This is a genomic window from Streptomyces sp. ISL-10 (genome assembly GCF_018614575.1).
In the GTDB taxonomy this organism is placed as follows: domain Bacteria; phylum Actinomycetota; class Actinomycetes; order Streptomycetales; family Streptomycetaceae; genus Streptomyces.
Window position 1 is genome coordinate 41,571 of sequence record NZ_JAGGOJ010000032.1, and the last position, 22,050, is coordinate 63,620.

The 22,050-nt window shown below is 70.4% G+C and carries 14 protein-coding genes and 5 pseudogenes; 11 read left to right on the forward strand and 8 right to left on the reverse strand.

From position 1 onward, the window contains the following. Positions 1 to 337: 337 nt before the first annotated feature. A pseudogene (locus tag J7E88_RS36395) lies at positions 338 to 1,000 on the forward strand (transcriptional regulator); the annotation flags it as partial. Positions 1,001 to 1,123: 123 nt separating this feature from the next. Here the strand turns inward: J7E88_RS36395 and J7E88_RS29420 are convergent. Next, on the reverse strand, positions 1,124 to 1,333 hold the full coding sequence (locus J7E88_RS29420) for a hypothetical protein (RefSeq protein ID WP_215186428.1): 210 nt from the start codon (positions 1,331 to 1,333) through the stop codon (positions 1,124 to 1,126). Between the two features lie 295 nt (positions 1,334 to 1,628). On the opposite strand from J7E88_RS29420, the gene J7E88_RS29425 reads away from it, so the two are divergent. Both J7E88_RS29425 and J7E88_RS37530 read left to right on the forward strand, forming a co-directional pair. Next, the gene (locus J7E88_RS29425) at positions 1,629 to 2,282 is read left to right on the forward strand and encodes a hypothetical protein (protein ID WP_215186430.1); all 654 of its coding nucleotides are present in this window, start codon (positions 1,629 to 1,631) and stop codon (positions 2,280 to 2,282) included. 200 nt (positions 2,283 to 2,482) lie between these two features. After that, on the forward strand, positions 2,483 to 2,917 hold the full coding sequence (locus tag J7E88_RS37530; RefSeq protein ID WP_374196341.1) for a glycosyltransferase: 435 nt from the start codon (positions 2,483 to 2,485) through the stop codon (positions 2,915 to 2,917). 290 nt (positions 2,918 to 3,207) lie between these two features. Here J7E88_RS37530 and J7E88_RS36405 read toward each other — a convergent pair. After that, positions 3,208 to 3,883, reverse strand: a pseudogene (locus J7E88_RS36405) (hypothetical protein); the annotation flags it as partial. A gap of 129 nt (positions 3,884 to 4,012) precedes the next feature. On the opposite strand from J7E88_RS36405, the gene J7E88_RS29440 reads away from it, so the two are divergent. The 3 genes and pseudogenes from J7E88_RS29440 to J7E88_RS29455 form a co-directional block, all read left to right on the forward strand. Continuing rightward, on the forward strand, positions 4,013 to 4,237 hold the full coding sequence (locus J7E88_RS29440) for a hypothetical protein (RefSeq protein WP_215186433.1): 225 nt from the start codon (positions 4,013 to 4,015) through the stop codon (positions 4,235 to 4,237). A gap of 302 nt (positions 4,238 to 4,539) precedes the next feature. Further along, positions 4,540 to 5,787: a pyroglutamyl peptidase gene (locus J7E88_RS29445; protein ID WP_215186435.1), complete on the forward strand. Its 1,248-nt coding sequence runs from the start codon at positions 4,540 to 4,542 to the stop codon at positions 5,785 to 5,787. Between the two features lie 259 nt (positions 5,788 to 6,046). Beyond that, a pseudogene (locus tag J7E88_RS29455) lies at positions 6,047 to 6,289 on the forward strand (four-helix bundle copper-binding protein); the annotation flags it as partial. Between the two features lie 503 nt (positions 6,290 to 6,792). Here J7E88_RS29455 and J7E88_RS29460 read toward each other — a convergent pair. Next, positions 6,793 to 7,890, reverse strand: coding sequence for a S8 family peptidase (locus tag J7E88_RS29460; protein WP_215186437.1), 1,098 nt, complete (start codon positions 7,888 to 7,890; stop codon positions 6,793 to 6,795). A 38-nt stretch (positions 7,891 to 7,928) separates the two neighbouring features. Next, a complete protein-coding gene (locus J7E88_RS29465) occupies positions 7,929 to 11,162 on the reverse strand; it encodes a M36 family metallopeptidase (protein WP_215186439.1) in 3,234 nt (1,077 codons plus the stop codon). Between the two features lie 111 nt (positions 11,163 to 11,273). Between J7E88_RS29465 and J7E88_RS29470 the strand changes: the two genes are divergently transcribed. Next, on the forward strand, positions 11,274 to 12,968 hold the full coding sequence (locus J7E88_RS29470; protein ID WP_215186441.1) for a helix-turn-helix transcriptional regulator: 1,695 nt from the start codon (positions 11,274 to 11,276) through the stop codon (positions 12,966 to 12,968). 332 nt (positions 12,969 to 13,300) lie between these two features. Here the strand turns inward: J7E88_RS29470 and J7E88_RS29475 are convergent. The 3 genes and pseudogenes from J7E88_RS29475 to J7E88_RS37535 all read right to left on the reverse strand — a co-directional run. Beyond that, a pseudogene (locus tag J7E88_RS29475) lies at positions 13,301 to 13,576 on the reverse strand (peptidoglycan-binding protein); the annotation flags it as partial. Between the two features lie 263 nt (positions 13,577 to 13,839). Beyond that, a complete protein-coding gene (locus J7E88_RS29480; RefSeq protein ID WP_215186443.1) occupies positions 13,840 to 16,206 on the reverse strand; it encodes an immune inhibitor A domain-containing protein in 2,367 nt (788 codons plus the stop codon). 153 nt (positions 16,207 to 16,359) lie between these two features. Continuing rightward, positions 16,360 to 17,175, reverse strand: coding sequence for a transposase (locus J7E88_RS37535; RefSeq protein ID WP_374196337.1), 816 nt, complete (start codon positions 17,173 to 17,175; stop codon positions 16,360 to 16,362). Between J7E88_RS37535 and J7E88_RS29490 the strand changes: the two genes are divergently transcribed. From J7E88_RS29490 to J7E88_RS29505, 4 genes and pseudogenes are all read left to right on the forward strand, one after another. Next, positions 17,176 to 18,021, forward strand: a complete 846-nt coding sequence (locus tag J7E88_RS29490) for an MIP/aquaporin family protein (protein WP_215186445.1) — start codon at positions 17,176 to 17,178, stop codon at positions 18,019 to 18,021. Between the two features lie 56 nt (positions 18,022 to 18,077). Continuing rightward, entirely contained in the window at positions 18,078 to 19,595 is a 1,518-nt protein-coding gene (gene glpK, locus J7E88_RS29495; RefSeq protein ID WP_215186447.1) for a glycerol kinase GlpK, read from the forward strand. Positions 19,596 to 19,680: 85 nt separating this feature from the next. After that, positions 19,681 to 21,393, forward strand: coding sequence for a glycerol-3-phosphate dehydrogenase/oxidase (locus J7E88_RS29500; protein WP_215186449.1), 1,713 nt, complete (start codon positions 19,681 to 19,683; stop codon positions 21,391 to 21,393). A 256-nt stretch (positions 21,394 to 21,649) separates the two neighbouring features. Then, positions 21,650 to 21,754 (forward strand): annotated as a pseudogene (locus tag J7E88_RS29505) (IS5/IS1182 family transposase); the annotation flags it as partial. Here the strand turns inward: J7E88_RS29505 and J7E88_RS29510 are convergent. Continuing rightward, the gene (locus J7E88_RS29510) at positions 21,732 to 21,950 is read right to left on the reverse strand and encodes a hypothetical protein (protein ID WP_215186451.1); all 219 of its coding nucleotides are present in this window, start codon (positions 21,948 to 21,950) and stop codon (positions 21,732 to 21,734) included. The pseudogene J7E88_RS29505 and the gene J7E88_RS29510 overlap by 23 nt on opposite strands. Positions 21,951 to 22,050: the final 100 nt, after the last annotated feature.

Here is a 22,050-nt window from a genome sequence, read left to right on the forward strand (position 1 = left end):
ACTCGATGCTCCTACCGTCTCACCCACCACTGACAATCGATCTCGGCTCCCGGACTGGATGAAGAGCCCACCCGACGGGCGCGCAGCCGGGACGCAGTGCGAGGCCGGGCACTGTCACAGCCCGCGGTCTCCGGCTGCCGCCTCCAGCAGTGGTCAGCCGTCGATCTCCACCGCCCGCCCCTCTCACGTCTGCCACCCGCGGGCCGACGCCGCGTCGAGCAGGGCCCGGACGGCGCCCGGTTCGGGCAGGTTCAGGGAGACGCCCCGGACGTGCCCCACGTCCCCGGAGCCCATGGGGAACCCGCCCGTCGGCGACCAGCCGGCGGGGCTTCTTCGGATGGCGGGGCACGGAGCCGAGGGTACGCAGCCTGATCCACAAGAGCCGGACAACCCCCAGACCCTGGCCGGATCAACCGAAGACCACCCCAGACTCAGTGCGCAAAAGGTGTCCGGGACGTTCGCCCACCCCGCCCGCGCGGCCGCACCCGCCGCCAGCGCCATGGCCAACGCCGGCACCGAAGGCTCCGGCTCACCCGCCAAGTCCTTTCCCGGGCTGGTCGATTGGACCCTGCCCGAAGTAAAGCCAGGCGCACCCTGCCTCAGCCGCAACGGCAAGGACGCCGACCCGCTCATCGTCCTCACACCGGCCGCGGGCTGTGGGCCCGCATCTACCGCCCCGCCCAGGGCGGCAGGCGCGCGTGCCGGCAGCTGTGCATCCCGTCCTGGAACGCGCTCGATGCCGGTAGCCGGAACAAGGCCGGACAGCTGCCGGCGCCCGAACTCGCCCGCCTCCTCGGCGCCTACGCCACCGGGTCATGACCCCGCGCGGCTCGACCGCCGTCACCGGCCTGGAGCTGATTACCGCGCTGCACCCGCCCACCCGGGCGAGCGAACCGACGAGACCGGCCGACGCCACAGCGAGCGCAACCCCGGCTCCCTCGGCAGCGAGCCGGTCGACTGCGCGCCGTGCGAGGCGCCCGACGGCCACCCGCTCCTCGCCCCATCCGACCCGCTTGCTGCTGCCCCTCGCTTCGTTGCCCTGCTGTCGACTCATTTCGAGGTCGGGTTCGAGCACGAGTGAGCTGTCAGTTCAAGCAAGCGGAGTGAGAGGGTCGGTACACGCTCATGAGAATGTCCGGGTCACCGGAATGAGAGTCAGCACCATCTCGCCGGTGATCTCGTGCCGCCGCCGTACGCCGCTGGGCCGGGCCCACAGGCAGGAGATGCGTCTGGGATCCTGCCGGTCACGGGAGCGCACGGGCAGGTGCTCGCCGTCGGTGCTGGTGACGATGAGTTCATCGAGCGGGGTGGCGCGTTCCTGAGGGGATGCCAAGGGCGGGGAGGAACCAGCCGCTGTGCCACCCCGCAGGCGGTGCCGGTTTCCGGGCAGGGGCGTTGACCTGGGGGCAGGCACTTCCGGATGTGCAGGTGTCGTACGCCGTCACGGGTGAGCATGGCGAGACGGTGTGGTTCGAGATCGTCCACGGCGTGCGGCAACGCCCCGGGTGTGCTGACCTGGATGAAGTGGACGACGCGCGTCACGACCCGGGCCCGCCTGTGGGCAGGGCCCTGGCCCGCCCGCCCCGGCTCCCGCAGCCGTGGGCGACGGGCCGTGACAAGGAGGAGCCATGTCCGACCCAGTGAAGCCGTCCCGGCGCCAGAGCGGTATGCGCGACGAGCGCTACGGCGAGGTCCTGCTCATCTCGCCGGATGAGCGCGGCGGTCTCAAGGCGGCCGTCTACACCACCTACGGCCTCAACGACTGCCCCCTCGACAAGTGGAACGCGCTGGATGCGGGCGCCCTGGCGGCGGAGTTCGGTGTCCCCGCCGTGTTCCTGAACGGGCCCCGGTTCTGGACGATCGACGAGGTCACCACGTACGCCTGGGGCGACGTCGAGAAGTTCGACGGCCTGGAGGCCCGCTGGGCGGCCGAGGTCCGCATCCCGCCGGACGTCGACGTCACCGCGGGGCAGGGCAAGAAGCACTACGTGGCCACCACGGTGGACCGGGACACCGAGTACGTCCTGAAGGCCGGCAGGCCCGCGTACGCGCTGAGCGACGCCGAAGGCCGGACGTACGTCCTGCAGGCGTACTCGCACACCGTGGACGACAGCCAGACCCTGGACTCCCTGGCTTCCCTCGGCGACCGGCTGCAGCTCCCGAAGGGCTGGCGGTTCCGCACCCACACCCCCGCTCAGGACATGCACGTGCGGACGGTCGACAAGAAGGCCACCGTCGTGCAGGACGAGCTGGAGAACACCTACATGCTCCACGCCCGCTGAGCGACGCGGAGGGGCATGGGAGGCTCGGCAATCCGTGCGACCCGGCCGGCTCGCCTGGTGGGGACGGACCTGCTGCTCACGTTGCAGCCGCTGGTGACCTGTCCGCGCACTCGTTGCCCTGTTGTCGACAGTAGGTGTGCTGAGGGATCGCCTTGGCCGGCGACGGTGACCGGACGGCATGCGCCGAGGAGAATCGCTACATGCGGATTCTGATCACCACCGCCGGTTCACGGGGAGATGTCGCGCCCTTCACAGGCCTGGGGCGGCGCTTGCCGGACGCGGGCCATCAGGTCGCCGTGGCCGCTCACCCGTCCTTCGCCGCATTCGTCGGCGGTGCGGTCCCGACTACCGGCCTTGCCGGGAGACCCGCAGGGGCTGATCCGGGCCTGGTCCAGGGCGGCGTCGCCGGAGGAGGCCCGGGCGGTGACAACGGCGTACGTGCACGGGCTCGCCGATGGGGTGGCGGAGGCCGCGGCGGGCGGATCCGGGCTGGTGCTCACCGCCTTCTTCGGCCCGGCACCGCTCAGCCGGACGGTCGGCGAAGCCTTCGGCGTCCCCGCAATCGGCACCTACCTCGCTCCGGCGTTTGCCACCAGACAGTTCCCGCTGCCCGGCGCACGTCGCTGCCGTCGTAACCGGCACCGCCCGCCTGGTTGCCGCAGCCGCTCAACAGGCCGGCCGCCAGCCCTGCCGCGAGCGGGGTGGTCAGCCACTTGATACGTGCCTTCACAGAACCGTGCCGCTGATCTCTTGTGTCATAGGGCGGCAATGCGCCCCGCCGAATGCTACAAGTCAGACGGCTCCCCGGCCCGACTCCCACAGTGCCAGGTCCGAGCTGGAGTTGAGCGCCCCGGGCACGCGTGGTTCGGAAGAAGTCGGTCAGTGGTGCCGACCCGTTCGACTTGGCTTTGGGGCGCGGCTCCGTACTGGTAACGCGTTCGCGAATCGTGCGGTCGCTCGTACGCAGCGCCGTGGCGAGTTGGTCACGCAGCTCGTCGGGGAGCTTTCCTGCTCCGAGCGCGCACGCGTCCACGATGTCCCGGCAATTCTTCTGCTGTCCGTCGGTCGCGAGCGCGGTGAACAAGGGATGCGTCAGGCTCTCGCGGGCGGCGTATCCGTCGTTCAGGACCGGGTCACCCGTGGCGAGGGCGGCGAGGACGGCGACCTGGCGGCCGTCGAGCATGCGCTGTCCGATGCCGCGGTGTGCCTCGACGTGGGCGAGGGCTTCGGTCCAGCGGCCGGCAGTGGTCAGGGCGCGTGTGCCGTCGGCGAGGAGGACGCTCCACAGCCAAGTGCGGACAACTTGGCGGTCGTCGGCGTCCGCTACGAGGATTGCGGGTATGGCGATGTCCTCGACCTGGGCGGGGCTTCGAGTGGTGACGGCGTCGAACAGTGTCACGAGGCACTGAAAGGCCGTCCTCGGCCCGCCCGGCGCGGATTTGCAGGCGTGCGAGGTTGACGACGGGCTCGAGGGCGCGGATCGCGGCCCTGCCGGACATGGCGGGGTGCAGGTAGGCAGCAGCATGCTGCCGGCACATCGTGCGGGCATCACCCGGGGTACCGACGTCGGAGGCACAGCAGTTGGAGGCCGAGGGTGCCAAGCGGCGAGCGGCCTCTGTGAAGACTCACGCCGGGTCTGGCAGGTTGGGGGAGTCGGCGCCCACAAGGCCGAGTCGGTCTTTCTGCCCGCGCCGCGATCCGCGCCGGCGGGCTCCGAAATCGTCACTGCCGTGCATGACGATGAGCCGATCGTGCTCGAGGAACTGACCCGCGACCAGGTCCTCGACTGGCGAAGTCGCGCCGCGAAGGACCACCAGATCGTCCTCGACCACATCACCGAGCACGGGGAGCTCTCCGCCCGTCGCCTCTTCACGAGCACCTTCGTCGACCAAGTCCACCGCCTGCAAGGAGCACGCCACCTTGTACTGGGACACGCCATGTGGGGGCAAACATGAGCAGCGAAGTCTCCGGCGTTGACCTGGCGCGTGTTGCCCTACGTGCCGGCCAGGAGGCCGCGAAGAAGAGCGACGGCCGCGCGCGGGTTGTCCGTCACTCGGGCCGTCCCCAAGGCACCGTCTGCGGCGGGAAGTTGACCACACCGGCCCGCGGCGGGGCCCGCCTGCGCCGTGCACCCGCCGGCTGCCGAGCCGCCAGGCCGGCCTGCCCGGCGGCCCACCGGGCAGGCCGGCCGTGACGAGTGGTAGCCACGGCGGCGTACCGCCCGTGATACTTCCGCCCACCCGACGGAAGGAATCCCGTGTCCCGAATACGCACGCGCCTGGACGTGATCGGCGTCGCCCTGCTCGTCTCCGCTTCCCTCGCACTCACCGTGTCGCCGGCCGCCGCGGCGCAACCCGCCGCCGGTGCGCAGCCCCTCACCGTGGAGGAGCAGCGCCTGCAGCGGGCCGTTCCGCAGGAGATACTGCGACGCAGCGGATTCGACGGTGTGACGCCCGCCTTCACCCGCGCGCTCGCGAAGGCTAGGACCTACGGGCAGGCCGAGCGGACCGTCGTCCGGCAGGGCGCGGCGCTGTGGGCGCGGGCGGTGGACCGGGCGCAGGGGCGCGGATGGGCGCAGGGCGACCTGAGCCGTGACGACGACCGGCCGCTGTACTGGGCCCGGCTCGGCATGACGGCGCATCTGCGCCAGTGGGAGCCGTCGTTCGGTCTGAACGACGAGCAGCGGGCGCGCCTGCTGGACCGCCTGGAGCGCACCTCGCGCGGCCAGGACTCGATGGACTTCCCTGCCGGCAAGGGAATCAAGCGCATCGTGATGACGGGCTTCGACCCGTTCACGCTGGACCGGGACATACGGATCAGCAACCCGTCCGGCGCCACGGCGCTAGCGCTGGACGGCACCTGGATCCTTACGGCGGACGGGCCGGCGAGGATCGAGACGGCCGTCTTTCCGGTGCGCTGGCAGGACTTCGCCGACGGCACGGTCGAGCGCACGCTGCGGCCACGGCTGCCGGAGGCGGATCTGTTCACGACGGTGAGCCAGGGCCGGGTGGGCCGGGTCGACATCGAGCGGTTCAACGGCGCCTGGCGCGGCGGGTTCCCGGACAACGACAACCTGTCCCGTACGGAGACGGTGCCCGTCGACGACCCGGCCACGCAGCCCCAGTGGACGACGACCACCCTCCCGTACGCGGTGATCACCGCCGCGGACACGGGCCGTTTCCCGGTGTACGACAACACGTCGGTGACCGAGGTCCCGGCGGGCGGCGGTCCCGCGGTGGCGCGGCCCGGCGGGCCGACGCCCGGGTCGACGGCGCGCGCCGGGGGCGGCGGCAACTATCTCTCGAACGAGATCGCCTACCGCGCGACGCTGCTCCGCGACCGGCTGGGCCTGACGATCCCCGGCGGCCATGTGCACACGCCCGTGCTGCGGTTCGGGGCAGCGAACACGACGGAGGTCACCGACCCCGAGTTCGTACGCAACCGGCTGGACATCATCGCGCAGGTGCGGGCGATCATCCGTGTGACGGCGGAATCGACCGGCTGACGCCAGAGCCGGGCAACGGCCGGCCGGTGCGATCCCGGCTGCGGACGTCGTGCGTCATCGACGACACGGCGCCGCAGGTGAGCTGACCGCCGGCCGGCTTCTCCCGCGGAAGACGAGGCGGGGATGGGCCGCATGAAGATCGCAGCAGCACAGTTCCCGTCCGTTCTCGGTGACGTCGAGGCCAACGTCGGCAGCATGGCTGCCCTGATCCGCGAAGCGGCCGGGCGGGGCGCCCGGTTCGTGTGCGAGACCGGCCCACATTCGCACCGACATGGACTGCGCCGACATCTGCACCGCCACCGCGTCGGTGCTCTCCCGCAACACACGGGCTACGACGCCAACATCACCCGCGCGATGCTCCAGGCCTGCGCCACCGTTCGCAAGGCGTGCGCGGACGAGTGCGCCGACCACGCCGAACATGCAAGGACACTGCCGGGTATGCGCTGAAGCGTGCCGCCGCTGCGAGCAGGCGTGCAACGACCTGCTCGCCGCCCTCGGCTGACCACCGACCGAACGTCGGCAGCAGTGGCAGTGCATGGCCGAGGGCTACCACCTACCTAAGCGCCATGGCCGGCAAAGAGCCAGTCGAGCCCGTTCGGAATCCGGGCACGAGGACGGCCACCACCACTGAGCACCGCCCCTGGGCGATGACCCCTTCCGCGCGCGGCTCGACCCGCCGATGCGCGTCGCCTGCGCCTCCGTCGGCGGGAAGGCGACGTCGCCGCGATGTCTCGCGCAACGGCTCGGCAGAACCGAACGGGCCGGAACCACCGTGATTCCCAAGCTCGGAGTGTGTTCGATTCCCGTCATCCGCTCCACGAGAAAGCCCCGGGTCGAAGACCCGGGGCCTTCTTGTCGTCCGGACCGCTGCGCATTCCGTGCCCGCTCCACGGCCGGTCCCTGTCATCGGACCCGCTCGCCGCCCTGCCCCGTTCGGCAAGACACGCTCGAAGAACCGGAGGCGGCCACCCCAGACGCCCGAGTGGCCACCCCACGCCGGTCGGTTCAGTGCTTCTTGCGGCCCTTGCCCGTGGTCACCCCCGCGGACTTCACCGCGGCCGCGGCGTCCACGACGCCCCAGCCGTAGGCCGGGGAGTAGACACCCGTCAGGCCGGTGCCCGGCTGGCGGGCCGTGCCGAGGAGCGCGTCCTCGACGTTCGACAGGGTCCGCCCCTGGGCGAAGAGCAGGGCGGCGACACCCGCCACGTGCGGCGTGGCCATGGACGTGCCGGCGTAGTAGTCGTAGTCCTTCTGGCCGCAGGACACGGATCCGGTGCCGGCCGGCACGGTGGACACGATGTCGTCCTCGCAGGAGACGAGTCCCGCGCCGCCGGGAGCGGCGACGGCCTTGAGGTCGGGCTTGTTCGGGAGTTCGGAGAACCAGCTCTTCAGCTCGTTGCGGTCGGTGGAGGCGACGCAGATCGCGCCGGGCTCCCACGCCGGGGTGTTGCAAGCCGGGGTGGCGGAGTTCCCGGCGGCCACGATGACCGACGTGCCCTGCGCGTTGGCGTAGGCGATCGCTTCGGTCACCGACGACTCCAGACCAGTGATGGTGATGATCTGCGTTCCCGCCAGCCCGCCGAGGCTCATGTTGATCACGTCGGCGCCGTGGTCCACCGCCCACCGTATACCGGCGGCTATGTCCTCGAAGGTGCCGCTGCCCTCCTCCAGCACCTTGACCGGCATGATCCTGGCGTTCGGCGCGACACCGGCGACACCGGTGCCGTTGCCCGCGACGGCGGCCACGATGCCGGCGACGTGGGTGCCGTGCTCGTCGCCGTTGTTCTGCCCGTCCGGGCCGCGGAAGTCGCCGTTCCCGCACGGCCCACCCGCCTTGCCGCAGCCGGTGAACGTGGCGCCGGCCACCAGGTTGCCCTTCAGGTCGGGGTGGGTCAGGTCCACCCCGGTGTCGACGACGGCGACAACGGCACCCGTGCCGGTGCTGGTGGTCCAAGCCTGTTCGGCGCGGACCTGGTCCAGGCCCCACTGGTCGCCTCTCAGCGGGTCGCCGGCGCCGGCATGTGCGAGGCCGGCCGACGTGCTCAACAGGGTGGCGGCGCCGAGAAGCGACGTGGCCAGAGTGAATCTGCGGTTGGGGGACATGTGTTCCTCTCCTGGGTGACGGACGGGAGCACCGTTGGTCAGCCGGCCTGCCGCGCGGTGAGGGTGAACTGGTAGTCGGCGCCGTACAGGTAGAGCAGCCCGACGTAGGCCGCGCCTGGGGCGATCACGACCTTCTGGCCCGGCGTGGCGAAGTCGCCGGTGATCGGCTTGCACGCCGAGTCGTAGAAGAACATCTGCATCTCGCCGAGTTGGCTCTCCGGCTCGGTGTACGACGCCTCGTGCAGTCCGTCGCCCCAGCCGGCCGGCAGCTTCGTGATCCACGCGTCGGCGCCCTGAGCGGCCGGCGGGGTGCCGCAGGCCGCCTGCCACGAGGCCACGGTCGCGCCGGGACGGTACGGCTCGGTGCCGGGGAGGTACCACAGCCCCTGCGGCTCACCGGCCTGGATCGTCCCCGACTCGCTGACCGGCTCGTCCGGGGTGAACGGCAGCGGCTCGACGCCCGAGGCGTTGCCGAACACCTGGAGTTCGGACAGCACGGCGTACGTCTTCGTCTCGCCCTGGACGGAGTCGACGAAGACCCGGACGTGGCTCGCGGTGACGGGTGCGTCCAGCTTCAGCGTCTGGATCTGCATGTCCGGCGCCGTGGGCCGCGGAGCCTGGGCTGCGAACGTGCCCGCCTCGACCGTCTTCCACAGCACACCGTCCGTCGACGTCTGGACCGTGAAGTCCTTGGTCGCGTTGAACCGTCCGGCCGTGGTCGGCTTGAGCGTGCTGACCGCGACGCGGGAGACCCGTGCCTCCGTGGCCAGTTTCACCTCGGCCACCTGGTGCGCGCCCGCGCTGTACGGCTTGCCCGCGTCCTTGGTCTTCCACGCGGTCGCCTCGGTGTCGTCGATCAGGAAGCTCGCGGGAAGGCCGTCGTCCTGGCTGGACGTCTTCACGACGGTCGCGCCGTTGTGCTTCGAGGCGAGGTTCGGCGCCAGCTTGAGGGTCCGCGCGGTCGTCGTTCCCGACTGCACCTGAAGGCCCCGGAACTTCTGGATGCCGAAGCCGCGCGCCTGCACGGTCATCGTGTAGGTGCCGTCGACCATCGGCGCCGAGACGACACCGCCCGAGCCCGACATGCCGAGCGGTGTCACCCGGGCCTCGAACTCACCAATGATCACCCGGGCGCCCTCGACGGGTTCGCCGGTGGAGGCGTTCATCAGCTTGACGGCGAGCATCCCGTTGCGCGACGGGGCCGCGTGGTCGAAGCCCGGCTTCGGGTCGGTGTCGTCGGGACCTGCGGTCGCGGCCGAACGGCCCGCGCCGCGGCGGGCGAAGGCGGTCCAGATGGTGTCGGTGTTGTCGCCGTGGAAGCGGAGGGTGTCCGCGTCGAGGATGGCGTCGCGCATGTCGAGGAACGACGGAGACGGCGGGGACAGCGGCATGGCGTCGGTCACCAGGTGCTCGGCGATGTCGCTGCCCGCCTTGGTGCCGTACCGGTCGACCAGGGCGCGGCGCAGGTCCCACAGCATGGCGGTCCAGATCTCGCCGTCCGCGTGGACCTCGGGGCCCGTGATGTCGTAGCCGTAGTCGCCGTACGTCAGCGGGCTCTTGTCGTACGCCCAGTTGCGGATGCCCCGCTCGGCGTTCCCCACGGCGTACTCGCCGACCACGGCCTTGTCGTAGAGGCCCTCGCGGCCCAGGTGGTTGATGGCGTACCAGTCGCCCCAGCCCTCGCCCATCGCACCCGACTGCTCACCGCCGAGCGAGCCGAGTCCACCGCCGCCGACGTACCGGTTGGACAGGCCGTGGCTGTACTCGTGCTGGATCACGGTCTGGTCGAAGTTGCCGTCGGCGTACGGGCCCTCGAACGCGTCGTTGATCGGCTCCCACAGGTACATGCTGGAGAACGACGGGATGCCGTCGGGCAGGGTCAGCATGTTGGCGTTGTCCCGGCCGAGGTAGGTCGGGGCGCCACCGGTCGCGGCGCCCGAGTGCGCGAGACCGCTGATCGGGTCGCCGCCCTGGCCGCCCTTGCCGAAGTTGTTGACCTGGAAGTTGCCCGCGGTCTCGGTGAAGCCGAACTGGTAATACTCGTCGTGGATCCGGTTGTGGTGGTAGAAGAGGTTGGTCACCGCCGGGTCGCGGTCCAGCACGTACGACGGCGGCAGCGTCTGGCCCTTGGTGCGGGCCCAGTTGGCGCCGTACGCGTAGTTGAACTGCGCCGTCGGGCTGATGGGCCGGTTGTGCTGGTCGGTCGGCGCCAGGGGTGCCGTGTACTGCGCGAAGGTGTTGGCGTTGTTGCCGAGCGTGGTGGGGCCGGGCAGTCCCGCGGCGCCGCTCGGGTCGACCCAGCCGCCCGGTGACGGCGCGTTCGCGCCGAAGCTCTTGATGACCGGCCCGCCGCCCTGGGGGGCGCCCGGGAAGTTCTCGTAGACCGTGCCCTCGGGCTCCAGGGTGCCTTCGTGGTGCACCAGGGAGTGCCTGGCCAGCGTCTTCCCGGTCGCCGCGTCGACGACCACGCCCCATGCCTCGTCAAGACTCTTGACGAACAGCACGCTGTACGCCGGGCGGGCACCGCCGGCCGTCGGGAACGCGACCTTGCGGACGCGTTGCACCTGTGCAAACGGCCCCGCCGCGAACACCTGGTAGCCGGCCTGGGTCTCACCCGTCGGCAATGGCACGAAGTCGGACGACGGAGAAAGCCACGACACGACAGCGGCGAGTGCGTCGGCCGGGGACGTGTCGAACCCGGCGCGCAGGCCGCCGCTGCGCACCGGGTCACCGGCGTAGGACAGCACCCGGCCGTCCTCGGCCACGGTCACCGTCATCACGCCGCCGTGCACGGCCTCGACGCCGTCGAACGTCTGCGTGAAACTCACCACCCGGGCGCCGATGCCGGGGAGTTCGTGGTCACGCCGCACCGCGAGCGCCTCGACGTCCGCGGCCGACAGGCCGAACGCCGCGCGGTGCGCCTGCAGCCAGTCCCTGGCGATCGCGAGCGGTTCGCCGGCCTGAGGACCGGTGAGATATCCGCCGGGCGCTCGCACGGTCCGAGGCGTGCCGTAGGTGGTGTTCCAGGTGACTTTCGGCGATACGCCTTCCGGGGCGGACTTCAGCAGCGCCGCCACGGCCGCGAGCTGCTCTTCGGTGGGCGGCAGGCTCGGCAGGCCACGTCGTACGTCCGTGGAATCCTGCGGGACGTCACCGGCGACGGCCGACGCCGGGCCGGCCGGTGGGTCCTCGGTCGCGGAGGTGGCGACCGTCGGTGTCGCCATCAGCGCAGCGGTGAGCGCGGACACGACCAACTTGCGGGATGCGTTCATGGGCAGTCCTCGGCTGGAAGCGATGCGACGGCCACGGTCCGTCGACGCAAATGAAAGCCTCGGTTCCGCCCCCTGGACAATCCAAGAACTGCACCTATTCTTGCTTCAACCATGAACGACAATGCGTCCGGGGCGCGCCCGCTCCTTCCGGGGCCGTCCCATGCGTCCTTCGCCGAGAACGTATCGACAACCGTTCAGGAACAGGTTCACAACGCCGAGTTGGCCGCGCTCCGCGGCCGGGCCGACCTCGGTTTCGAAACGCTGCGCGGTGCCCTGGCGGAAGCGCCGCGGCTCGCCGACGACGACCGGATCGCCCTCGCCGAGATGGCCTCCATGCTCACCCGGTGGGGAGCGCCCGGTCCCGCCCCCTGGGCGCTTCTCGACGAGTTGGCCGCCGCGTGCCACACCCCCCGCGCACGCGGCGCGGTGTTTCTGGCACAGGCACGGGCCGCGCGGGGGAAGGCGATGGCCGAGTACGGCACCCGGGCCCTCTTCGAGTTCACCGCGGCAGGAGACATAGGGGGACAGGCGCTCGCCCTGAGCCGCATGTCCTTCCCCGCCGACGCCGGCCTGAGCCCCTCCTACCGGCGCGAGCTCGCCCGCCGAGCGCTGGCCCTGGCCCGGCAGTCCGGCGAGCCGTGGATCATCGCCCTCGTCGCCGGCATGCTCGCCGCCGGCGAGACCTACCAGGGACGCAAGCGCGCACCCCATCGCTGGCGGCAGGCCGCCTCGCTGCTGCCGGCCGACCTCGACGCGGTCACCGGCGAGATCGCCTCGCTCAACTACCTGAACTGGGCCCTGACCTGCGCGTACGTCGGGGACTATCCGACCGCCCTGGAGGCCGTCGGCCGCGGCCGGGTGGTGGGCCGAGGGCCCTGGGTGAACAAGTTCGCCGCGGTCGAGGCGCTCGTGCGTCACCGCACGGGACACCTCGACGTCGCGAGAGAGCAGGCCGCGGTCGCGATGACGGGCGCCGCACCGGGCATCCGGGAACTCGGCAGCGCTGTCGCCGCCGCGGTGACGTTCGAGACGGCCCGCCGCCTTTCGCACGACAACCTCGAGGCGGTCGTCGAGGTGGCGTATGCGACCTCGCCTCCGTGCGGCGCGAGTGCGGCAGCGACCCTTGCGTACATACGCCATGCGCGCCGCGAGCCGCGCCCGGCGCGCGGGCTGCCGCAGATCCTGCTGAAGGCTCGCGAGGCGGAGCACCACTTCGGCTGGGAGGACGCCCTGCTCGCGCTGACCGAGATCGCACCCGCCGCGGCGCGGAACGAGGCCGCCGCCATGTCCCGGTTCTGGTCGCCCTACCCGCGCGCCGCCGCGATCCGTTCGGTCGTCGAGGGACACCTCGCCGGCAAGCGCGGCTGGGTCTCTCTGATCGCGGGCGCTGACGCCCTCGCCGACATGGGAGAACCCATCACCGCCGGCCGCGCCTACCACGCCGCCGCCCGGGTAGCCCCCTCCACGCCCGAACAGGCCCGCGCCCGCGACCGCGCCGCCGAGCTCCTGGCCTCGGCGGGAGCCGACAGATCACTGGCCACGCTCGCCCGCGACCGCTGCCTGCACCGGGGCCTGCTCCACGTACCGGAAAACCACCGCCACCAGGTGAACGCCGGGCTTACTCCCCGCGAGCGCGACGTCGCGGTGCTCGCGGCCCAGGGGTTCACCGCGGTGGAGATCGCCGACCGTCTGGGCATCACGGTCGGCACCGCGCGCAACTACGTGATGAACGTCCGCCGGAAGTTCGGCTCGGTACCAAAGCGACGCCTGGCGCTGGTGCTCGGCATGGTCGGGGAGCCCGACTGAACCCGGCCGGGCTCGTGGATTGTCTCGGGTGGTGCGGGGCTGCCGGCGCACGGCCGCAGCCCCTCGGATGCGGTGTCAGCGGGTGCCCGATGCCTGCCTGCCACACCGCGACCGCGAGCGCCGCACAGGAGGTGATCGCGGCGAGGGACGGCAGCGGCCAGCGGGTGCGTTCCAGGGCGTCGAGGTGTTCCTCGTGGTCGACGAGCCTCTTGTGGGTCTGGTCGGCGCACTGGAGCAGCAGCGCCAGGTCGCCACGGGGCGTCGCGAATCCGACATCCACCGAGCGGCGCAGCAGCTCCAGTTCGGCGACGACGCTTCCGCTTCCGCTTCCGTCATGCTGCGGCCCCCCTTCCCGTGCGCGGCACCCTTAGCCGGTCCCAGCTGGACCGGCCGGGAGAGCCGTCGGCCGCGGCGACCGTATAGCCGAGCCTGCGCTGCCAGGCCGCGTACGAGAGCACGTCGGCGCGGCCCCACACCGGACCGTGGCCGACCGCGTACCGGCCGCAGCGCTCGGCCACGAGCCGCTCGCCGACGGGCGTGATCAGCTCGCTGCGGCGGCCGGGGACGAAGCAGGTGGCCCAGGGGAAGGGCTGTTGGGACGGAACGGGGGTGGTGTGCACCACCTGGTCTTCCTTTGCCAGGTCACCCCTGCCGTCCACCGCTGCCGCGCGGCCCAGTTCGGTCACCGCAGCCAGGTTCCGTCACCCGGTTCGCGCGTGGCGCGAAGTGGGCGGACAGCCCTGCCGGTGCGCCTGAATGACCTGGGAGAGACACCGTTTGCGAACGGTCACACTGAGCCCGGTGTTGCACGGGCCGACACGGGGATGGCAGCCGGGGCCGCCATCCCCACGTCACAAGCCCGATCAGCGGATCAAGGCGAGGGACTCACCTGCACTGTGGTCAGCCGACCGTCCTGGTGCTCCTTCACCACCGCAATCCTGGTCCCGGTGTCCGGCACCTTCACCCCGACCTGCGGCAGCTCCTCGTTCCAGTACACGCCCGTGTGGTCGTCGAAGACCGGCACGCCTGGGCGCTCCGGGATGATCACGGGCACACCGGCGCGGTGCAGCACGATCTCGTCACTCGGCCGGAGCGAGAAGGGCGCGTCGAAGGTCTGCGCCCGCGCGTTGGCCGGTGCTCCGTCCGTGAAACGCAGCGCCTGCGGCCGCGCGTCGATCGGCAGGAGCATGCCCTTGCCCGGGTGCGCCTTGGTGGTGTTGTCGCTGTACGCGGTGTCCCAGAGCCAGAGGAGCACGCCCTCCTGGTACGGGTAGAACTCCAGCGTCTCCTTCTTCTCGGGGTGGGCGGGGTCGCCCGTCCAGCCGAAGTTGTACGGGCCCGTTTTGAGGAAGGCGCCGTAACCTGTGTAGTGCCGGTTCTCCACCAGGTATGCCCGGGGATGCTCGGCAATGCCCGTGCGCCCCTGCGTACGCGACCACTTGACGGTGCTCCAGCCGTTCGCGCCCTGTTCGGCGCCATCGTGCAGCAGCTCGGTGCGGGCCGCCGTGATGTGGATGTCGTCGAAGGTGACGCCCTTGCCGTGGGTGTTGCTGTCGGAGGTCACCCGGAGCCGCATCTGGACGCTCCGGCCGGTGAACTCGTCCAGCGGCACGCTCAGCTCCGTCCAGCCCCCCGAGGAGCCGGAGACGCCGTTGGCCGGGATGGGCCGCCCGCCGACGGTGCCGGTCAAGGGGGTCCAGCGCACACCGCCGTCCGTGGAGGCCTCCACCGTCAGGAAGTCGTAGCCCTCCTCGGTGTCGTACCAGACCCTGGCATCGAAGCGGGCCGGGCCTGTCGTGCCGGTCAGGTCAACGGTGCGGGTCAGCGTGTTGTCCATGTAGTCACCGGTGCCGCTCCACCATTGACTGCCCCCCTCGTAGGGGGTGGTCAGATCAGTGGAGGTGGTGGACGGCGGCAGATGCACCAGAAGTGCCTGCGGGTCCTCGGTGTTGTAGCCGGACACACCCAGCAGGGCCCGGGTCTTGCGGCCGGCGTCGGCCTCGGTGTACTCCAGCCAGCCCAGTTGCAGCTTGCTCCATGCGTCGAGGTCGCCCGGATACTCGCCGGTGGTGTTGCGTCCTCTGCCCAGGTAGGAGGCGGACGACATCAGCGACCAGAAGTTGACGCTGTTGTCACCGTCGAAGCTGTACAGGTCCGGCAGCCCCAGGTCGTGGCCGAACTCGTGGGCGAACAAGCCGACCCCGCTGTTCTCCCCGCCGGTGAGATAGTCACCGGCCCAGATCCCGGACTCTCCGATGGGGGTGCCGCCGTTCTTGTTGCCCTCGGGGCCCGCGGCTCCGGCCTGGTTCCAGTACGCGAACCAGCGATGTGCCCAGACGGCGCCGGTGCCCTGCTTGCCGCCGCCCCAGGTCTGGTCCTTCCCCGCGTGCACGACCATCAGATGGTCGAGGTAGCCGTCGGGCTCGTCGAAGTTCCCGTCGCGGTCGAAGTCGTACCGGTCCCACACGTCGTACTCGGCGAGCTGCGCCTTGATCTCGGCCGGGGTGCGGCCCTTGGCGCGCTCGGAGTGGTACCACGCATGGGTGGCGTCGCGCACCAAGTCCCAGTTGGTGCGGCATTGGCCGGGCTCGGAACAGTTGTCGGTGCCGTAGCGGTTCTCGTTCCAGGGGAGCTTCACCCAGTCGGTGACGTGGCCGTCCATGTCGTACCGGCCGGAGGACTGCAGCCGGTAGTAGTTGCGCATGCTGACTGCGCCGGGCTCGTCGCTGAAGAACCGCTGCTGGTAGTAGACGCGGTTGAAGTCCTTGCGCCAGACCGTGTGGTTGTCGGCTTTTGCGGGTTTGTCGATGGTGTTGTGCAGCGGGCCGGGCTCGCCTCCGAAGCGGGGCTTGCCCTCGAACTCGGTCGTATTGTCGACCTGCTCGCCGAACTCGGCGAGGATGACGAAGACCTTGTCCTTGCGTTCCTGGGCGAGTTCCACATAGCGCTTGCCGACCTTGACCCGCTGCGGGAGACGGCCGTCGGAAGCTACGCCGATGCGTCCCGCCGCCACATGCTCCAGGGCCTGTCGGCGTACTGCCTGCTGCTGAAGTTCCTGGCGGCTGGGCGGTGGTGGGGCCTCGGCGCCGTGCCCGTGGACGGTGTCGTGCGTGTGGTCGGCGGCTGTCGGGGGAGCCGCGGCCGGTGCGGGGGCGGCGAACACCGGGGCACCGATTGCGGGGGCGGCGAGGAGCGCGAGGGCTATCGCTGCTCCTACCGCAGTGAGTTTGCGCGACATACAGTCCCTTCGAGTGAGTCGAGCCTGAGAGCGCGGGTAATATTTCACATGTGACAGGTGATGGATAGGCCCCTGGCTGGTCAGTGACATCCGGGCCCCCGCTGATACGTCGAGAGGCCGGGCGCACCGCGCGTAGCCGTCCCTCGTAGGGCATCAAATGCGGCTACATCTTCCCGGCACCGCTACCGCAGCAGCCCTGGTCACCTGGCTCCCCAACCTGACGGGCTCAGGCACCATCCTCGGCCGACCGCTGACGTCCCCAGGGAACGGATTGCCGTGTTCGTCGGGGGCCTCGGCGTCTTCCCCGAGTTCACCCACACCGAGAGGGCCCGCGTCTCCGCGGTTCAAGCGGCTGATCACCGCACATGCTCGAGCGGAGCAGCCTTCGACGCGCCACGTCGCCGACGCCGAACCCTCCGGACAGTCGCGGCAGCGAGCCGCGCGATCACCGGTCATAAGTCCTGCCCGCAGCCTCGTCGGCTGCGGCCCAGGCAGCGGGCAGGCCGGCCGCGAGGCAGCGGCGGAGATGTTCCGGGCCGGCTCGCCTTTGGTGGCAAAGCCGCGTTCATCGGGGATGTTGGCTGTCCGGTACCGCCAACGGTCGGAGGTCCAAGACTTCGGCAGGTACAGCTCCCGGTCGACCAGGGTCCGGCCATGGCTGGTGGCATAGGCGGCGAAGACCCCGATCTGGCAGTTGTCGATCAGCTCCGCCAGTTCCTCGGCGGTACGCCCGAGGGCCAGCGTGCTGCCGATGCATGCGCTGGCATCGTTGAGTACCTGCGTGCGCTTGGGCGTCCGGAACTGCTCGGTGGTGCAGTGCGGCCCCGGGACGAAGCCGGTCGCTGCCGTGATCGGCAGCGGGGTGAAGCGCTTTGGCGCGCGGACTTCCCCGGACCAACCTACGATGATTCGTGGATCACTCGGGGGCGAGCGACGGGCCGGCCAAGAGCCGGCAGGAAGCAGGCTCACATGGCTGAGCGGCTCAAGAGGTCGGAGTTGGTCGGCGAACTGTCGGCCGAGTTCCTCGGCACCATGATTCTCATCCTCTTCGGTTGCGGTGTGGTTGCCCAAGTGGTAGCGGGCGGAGCCCTCACGGACCCCGCGGGCGGCCTCGGAGACCACGACAGCATCGCCTGGGCATGGGGCCTCGGCGTCACCCTCGGCGTCTACACGGCAGCACGGCTGAGTGGTGCGCACATCAATCCCGCGGTGACCCTGGCCCTGGCCGCGTTCAAGGGATTCCCGTGGAGCAAGGTGGCGCCCTACGCGCTGGCCCAGACGGCGGGTGCCTTCGTCGCGGCGCTGCTGGTCCGGTGGAACTACAGCGAGGCGCTGGCGAAGGCGGACCCCGGCCACACCATCAAGACGCAGGGCGTCTTCTCGACGCTGCCGGCCAACGGCAACACGAATCTGCCGGTGTACGAGTGGGGCGCGTTCCGGGACCAGGTCATCGGCACCGCGATCCTGCTGCTGCTGGTCATGGCGGTCACCGACCTGCTGAACACACCCCCCGGCGCCAATCTGGCTCCGTTCATCATCGGCCTGATCGTCGTGGCGATCGGTATGGCCTGGGGCACCAACGCGGGCTACGCGATCAACCCTGCCCGTGACTTCGGGCCGAGGCTGGCGAGCTTCCTCACCGGATACGGCGGAGCGTGGCGAGATCAGTACGGGAACTTCTACTTCTGGGTGCCGATCGTCGGTCCGCTGATCGGCGGTCTCCTCGGCGCCTTCATGTACAAGTTCTTCATCGGCCGGTTCCTGCCGTCCGCGGAACCGGAGCTGCCCGGACGAGTTCCCACCCCCGAGAGGTGACCGGCCTCGCGTGAGGCCGCCAACTCCAGTCCATCCAGGAGAAGAGGCGAAAGGCCATGGCGGACTTCGTCGGCGCGGTGGACCAAGGAACCACCAGCACCCGGTTCATGATCTTCGACCACGTCGGCAACGAGGTGGCGAGGCACCAGCTGGAGCACGCCCAGATACTCCCGCGGTCGGGTTGGGTCGAACACGACCCGGTGGAGATCTGGGAACGCACCAACTCGGTGATCCAGAACGCCCTCCGGCACGGCAACCTGTCGCCGGACGACCTGGCAGCGATCGGCATCACCAACCAACGGGAGACGACCGTCGTTTGGGACCCCCGCAACGGCCGTCCGTATTACAACGCCATCGTCTGGCAGGACACCCGCACCGACTCGATCGCGGCCGCCCTGGAGCGCTCGGGCCAGGGCGACGTGATCCGCCGCAAGGCGGGGCTGCCACCGGCGACGTACTTCTCGGCCGGCAAGATCCAGTGGATCCTGGAGAACGTCGAAGGTGTCCGCGAAGCGGCGGACCAGGGCCACGCCCTGTTCGGAAACACCGACGCGTGGGTTCTGTGGAACCTCACGGGCGGGCCCGAGGGCGGCATCCACGCCACCGACGTGACCAACGCCAGCCGCACCATGCTGATGAACCTCGAAACCCTCGACTGGGACGACGAGTTGCTCGGGTTCTTCGGCATCCCGCGGTCGATTTTGCCCACCATCAACCCGTCCTCCCACCGGGAGGCGTTCGGCGTGACCCGCACCTCCCGGCCGCTGCGGGCCGCCATTCCTATCACCGGGGTCCTCGGCGACCAGCAGGCGGCAACAGTCGGGCAGGTCTGCTACTCACCCGGCGAGGCCAAGAACACCTACGGCACCGGCAACTTCCTGGTGCTGAATACCGGCACCGAACTGGTCCGCTCCGAACACGGACTTCTGACCACCGTGGCATACCAGTTCGGCGACAGCCCCGCGATATACGCCCTCGAGGGTTCCATGGCGGTCACCGGGTCTGCGGTGCAATGGCTGCGCGATCAGCTGAAGATCATCACTGACGCCGCCGACAGCGAGCGTCTGGCCCGCACGGTCGAGGACAACGGCGGCATCTATTTCGTCCCCGCCTTCTCGGGCCTGTTCGCCCCGTACTGGCGCTCCGACGCCCGCGGCGCGATCGTCGGTCTCGCCCGGTACAACGACGGCGGCCACTTGGCACGGGCCACGCTGGAAGCCATCTGCTACCAGAGCCGCGACGTGGTGGAGGCCATGGAGCAGGATTCGGGCGTCCACCTGGACGTACTCAGGGTCGACGGCGGTGTGACGGCCAACGACCTGTGCATGCAGATCCAGGCGGATGTCCTCGGCGTACCGGTCAGCCGGCCCCTCGTCGCCGAGACGACCGCGCTCGGTGCCGCGTACGCGGCAGGTCTTGCCACGGGATTCTGGCGGGACACGGATGAACTGCGTACCCACTGGCAGGAATCCAAGCGCTGGGAGCCCCAGTGGTCCGAGGAGCAGCGCGCGGAGGGATACGCGGGCTGGAAAAAGGCGGTGGAGCGAACGCTCGACTGGGCGAAGGTGGAATAGACCCGCCGGCTCATGGCGGGGTCGCACCGCGGGACACCACGCCGGTGCACGTGGCCCACGACCGCAGCACGAGGAGGTGAGAACCATGGTGAGCCCGGTGCCTCTCTCACCCCAGTCACGGGCCCGAGCCCTTGCCGGACTGGGCGGAGGAGAGCTGGACGTCCTCGTCGTCGGTGGCGGGGTCGTGGGCGCCGGGGCGGCCCTGGACGCAGCTACCCGGGGCCTGCGAGTCGGCCTCGTCGAGGCCCGGGACTGGGCCTCGGGTACGTCCAGCCGCTCCAGCAAACTCATTCACGGCGGTTTGCGTTACCTCGAGATGCTGGACTTCCGGCTGGTCGCCGAGGCGCTGAAGGAGCGCGGGCTGCTGCTGCAGTTCCTGGCCCCCCATCTGGTGCGGCCGGTGCCGTTCCTCTACCCATTGCGGCACCGGGTTCGGGAGCGTCCGTACGTCGGAGCCGGCGTTCTGCTCTACGACACGATGGCCGCAGCCTCCGGCAGGGCCCTCGGCCTCCCCCGCCACCGACACCTGCTCAAACGCCAGGCGCTGCGCGAGGCACCCGCGCTGCGCTCCGACGCCTTGGTCGGAGCGATCCAGTACTGGGACGCCCAGGTCGACGACGCCCGGCACACGATGTTCCTCGTCCGCACCGCAGCCGCGTACGGGGCACTGGCCGCCAATCGCGCCCGCGTCAGTCGCTTCCTGCGCCAGGGCGAGCGCGTGGTGGGCGCCGTGGTGACGGACCTGGAGACCGGAGAACAGACCGAGGTACGGGCCAAGCAGATCATCAACGCGACCGGCGTGTGGACCGACGACACCCAATCCATGGCCGGCACCCGCGGGCAGTTCCACGTCCGCGCTTCCAAAGGCGTGCATCTGCTGGTCCCGCGTGACCGGATCAACTCCCGCACCGGCCTGATCCTCCGGACAGAGAAGAGCGTGCTGTTCGTCATCCCCTGGGGACGGCACTGGATCATCGGGACGACCGACACCGACTGGAATCTGGACAAAGCCCATCCCGCACTGAGCGCCAGAGACGTCGACTACCTGCTCGAACACGTCAACCGCGTACTGGCCACACCGCTGGTCGCGGAGGATGTCGAGGGCGTCTACGCCGGGTTGCGTCCACTCCTGTCGGGGGAGGCCGCGGAGACCAGCAAACTGTCCCGGGAGCACCTGGTCGCGCACCCGGTCCCCGGGCTTGTGGTGGTGGCCGGCGGCAAGTACACCACCTATCGGGTGATGGCCAAGGATGCGGTCGACGAGGCGGCCCGCGGTCTGGACGAGAAGGTGGCCGCCTGCATCACGCAGCGCGTGCCGCTTCTCGGCGCGGATGGCTATCCGGCCCTATGGAACTCCCGGCACAGCCTCGCCCAGCGCTCCGGGCTGCATGTCGCCCGCATCGAGCATCTGCTGAATCGCTACGGCTCCTTGGTTCCCGAACTGCTCGACATGGTCGCCGCCGATCCTTCGCTCGGCGAGCCGCTGCCCAGTTCCGACGATTACCTCCGCGTCGAGGCCGTCTATGCGGTGACCCACGAGGGAGCCCGCCATCTGGAGGATGTGCTCGCCCGGCGTACCAGGATCTCCATCGAGTCATGGGACCGCGGCGTGGATGCGGCAGGCACCGTGGCCGGGCTGATGGCGTCCCACCTGAAGTGGGACCGGGCGCACCAGGACCGCGAGGTCGACCACTACCTCAAGCGGGTGGCGGCGGAACGAGAGGCCCAGCAGCAGCCGGACGATCAGACCGCCGACGCTGTACGGCTCGGTGCCCCCGACATCATCCCGGTGCGTTGAGCTTCTCCGGCCTACGCCTGATGAGGAAGGGACGCCCCCTAAACGAGCCTTACCGGTCTTCGGTGCCGCCGGAGGCGGCGCGCACGGCAGCGTACCTGGAGGGGACGTCGTTCCCGGACCGGTGGCAACTGCCCTCGTCCGCGTCGGATGAGGAGCTGCGGGAGCGCCTCGCTCAGTACCACGAGGACCTACAAGCGGCTACCGCAGGTCGGCGGAGCGGGGATGGGCGGTGGCACGCACTTTGCGTTTCTGACCCGCCCTCGGCCGCTCCCGAAGAGGTCTGACCACCAAGATCCCCCTCGCCTGCGACGGCCGCGGCAGACCACTGGCCATCCTCTTCACCCCTGGGCAACGCCACGACGGTCTGCGCCAAGCCGTTGCTCGAACGCATCCGAGTGCCCCGAACCGGCCTTGGCCAGCCCCCGCTGCAGACCGCGCCACGTCGTCGCGGTCCGGAGCGCTTCCTGGCGCACGTCGACGACGTCCAGGCCCGCCGCCTCCGCGGCGGGCCTGGACGCGATCGGGCACGTGCCCGCGTAGGTGGTGGTCGCCGGCATCGGGCGCGACACTGGCGGCTGAGGCCCCATCATGAACTCTCTCGCACCGAGCCGGAGCCGACATGCTGGGCCAGGTACACGCCATCCGGGCGCAGCACCG

Excerpts from the sequence above, each read along its gene's own strand:
- J7E88_RS29425 (WP_215186430.1), top strand. The coding sequence starts at position 1,629 with ATGTCCGACCCAGTGAAGCCGTCCCGGCGCCAGAGCGGTATGCGCGAC.
- J7E88_RS37530 (WP_374196341.1), top strand. The coding sequence starts at position 2,483 with ATGCGGATTCTGATCACCACCGCCGGTTCACGGGGAGATGTCGCGCCC.
- J7E88_RS29460 (WP_215186437.1), bottom strand. The coding sequence starts at position 7,890 with ATGTCCCCCAACCGCAGATTCACTCTGGCCACGTCGCTTCTCGGCGCC.
- J7E88_RS29465 (WP_215186439.1), bottom strand. The coding sequence starts at position 11,162 with ATGAACGCATCCCGCAAGTTGGTCGTGTCCGCGCTCACCGCTGCGCTG.
- J7E88_RS29470 (WP_215186441.1), top strand. The coding sequence starts at position 11,274 with ATGAACGACAATGCGTCCGGGGCGCGCCCGCTCCTTCCGGGGCCGTCC.
- J7E88_RS29480 (WP_215186443.1), bottom strand. The coding sequence starts at position 16,206 with ATGTCGCGCAAACTCACTGCGGTAGGAGCAGCGATAGCCCTCGCGCTC.
- J7E88_RS29490 (WP_215186445.1), top strand. The coding sequence starts at position 17,176 with ATGGCTGAGCGGCTCAAGAGGTCGGAGTTGGTCGGCGAACTGTCGGCC.
- glpK (WP_215186447.1), top strand. The coding sequence starts at position 18,078 with ATGGCGGACTTCGTCGGCGCGGTGGACCAAGGAACCACCAGCACCCGG.
- J7E88_RS29500 (WP_215186449.1), top strand. The coding sequence starts at position 19,681 with ATGGTGAGCCCGGTGCCTCTCTCACCCCAGTCACGGGCCCGAGCCCTT.
- J7E88_RS29510 (WP_215186451.1), bottom strand. The coding sequence starts at position 21,950 with ATGCCGGCGACCACCACCTACGCGGGCACGTGCCCGATCGCGTCCAGG.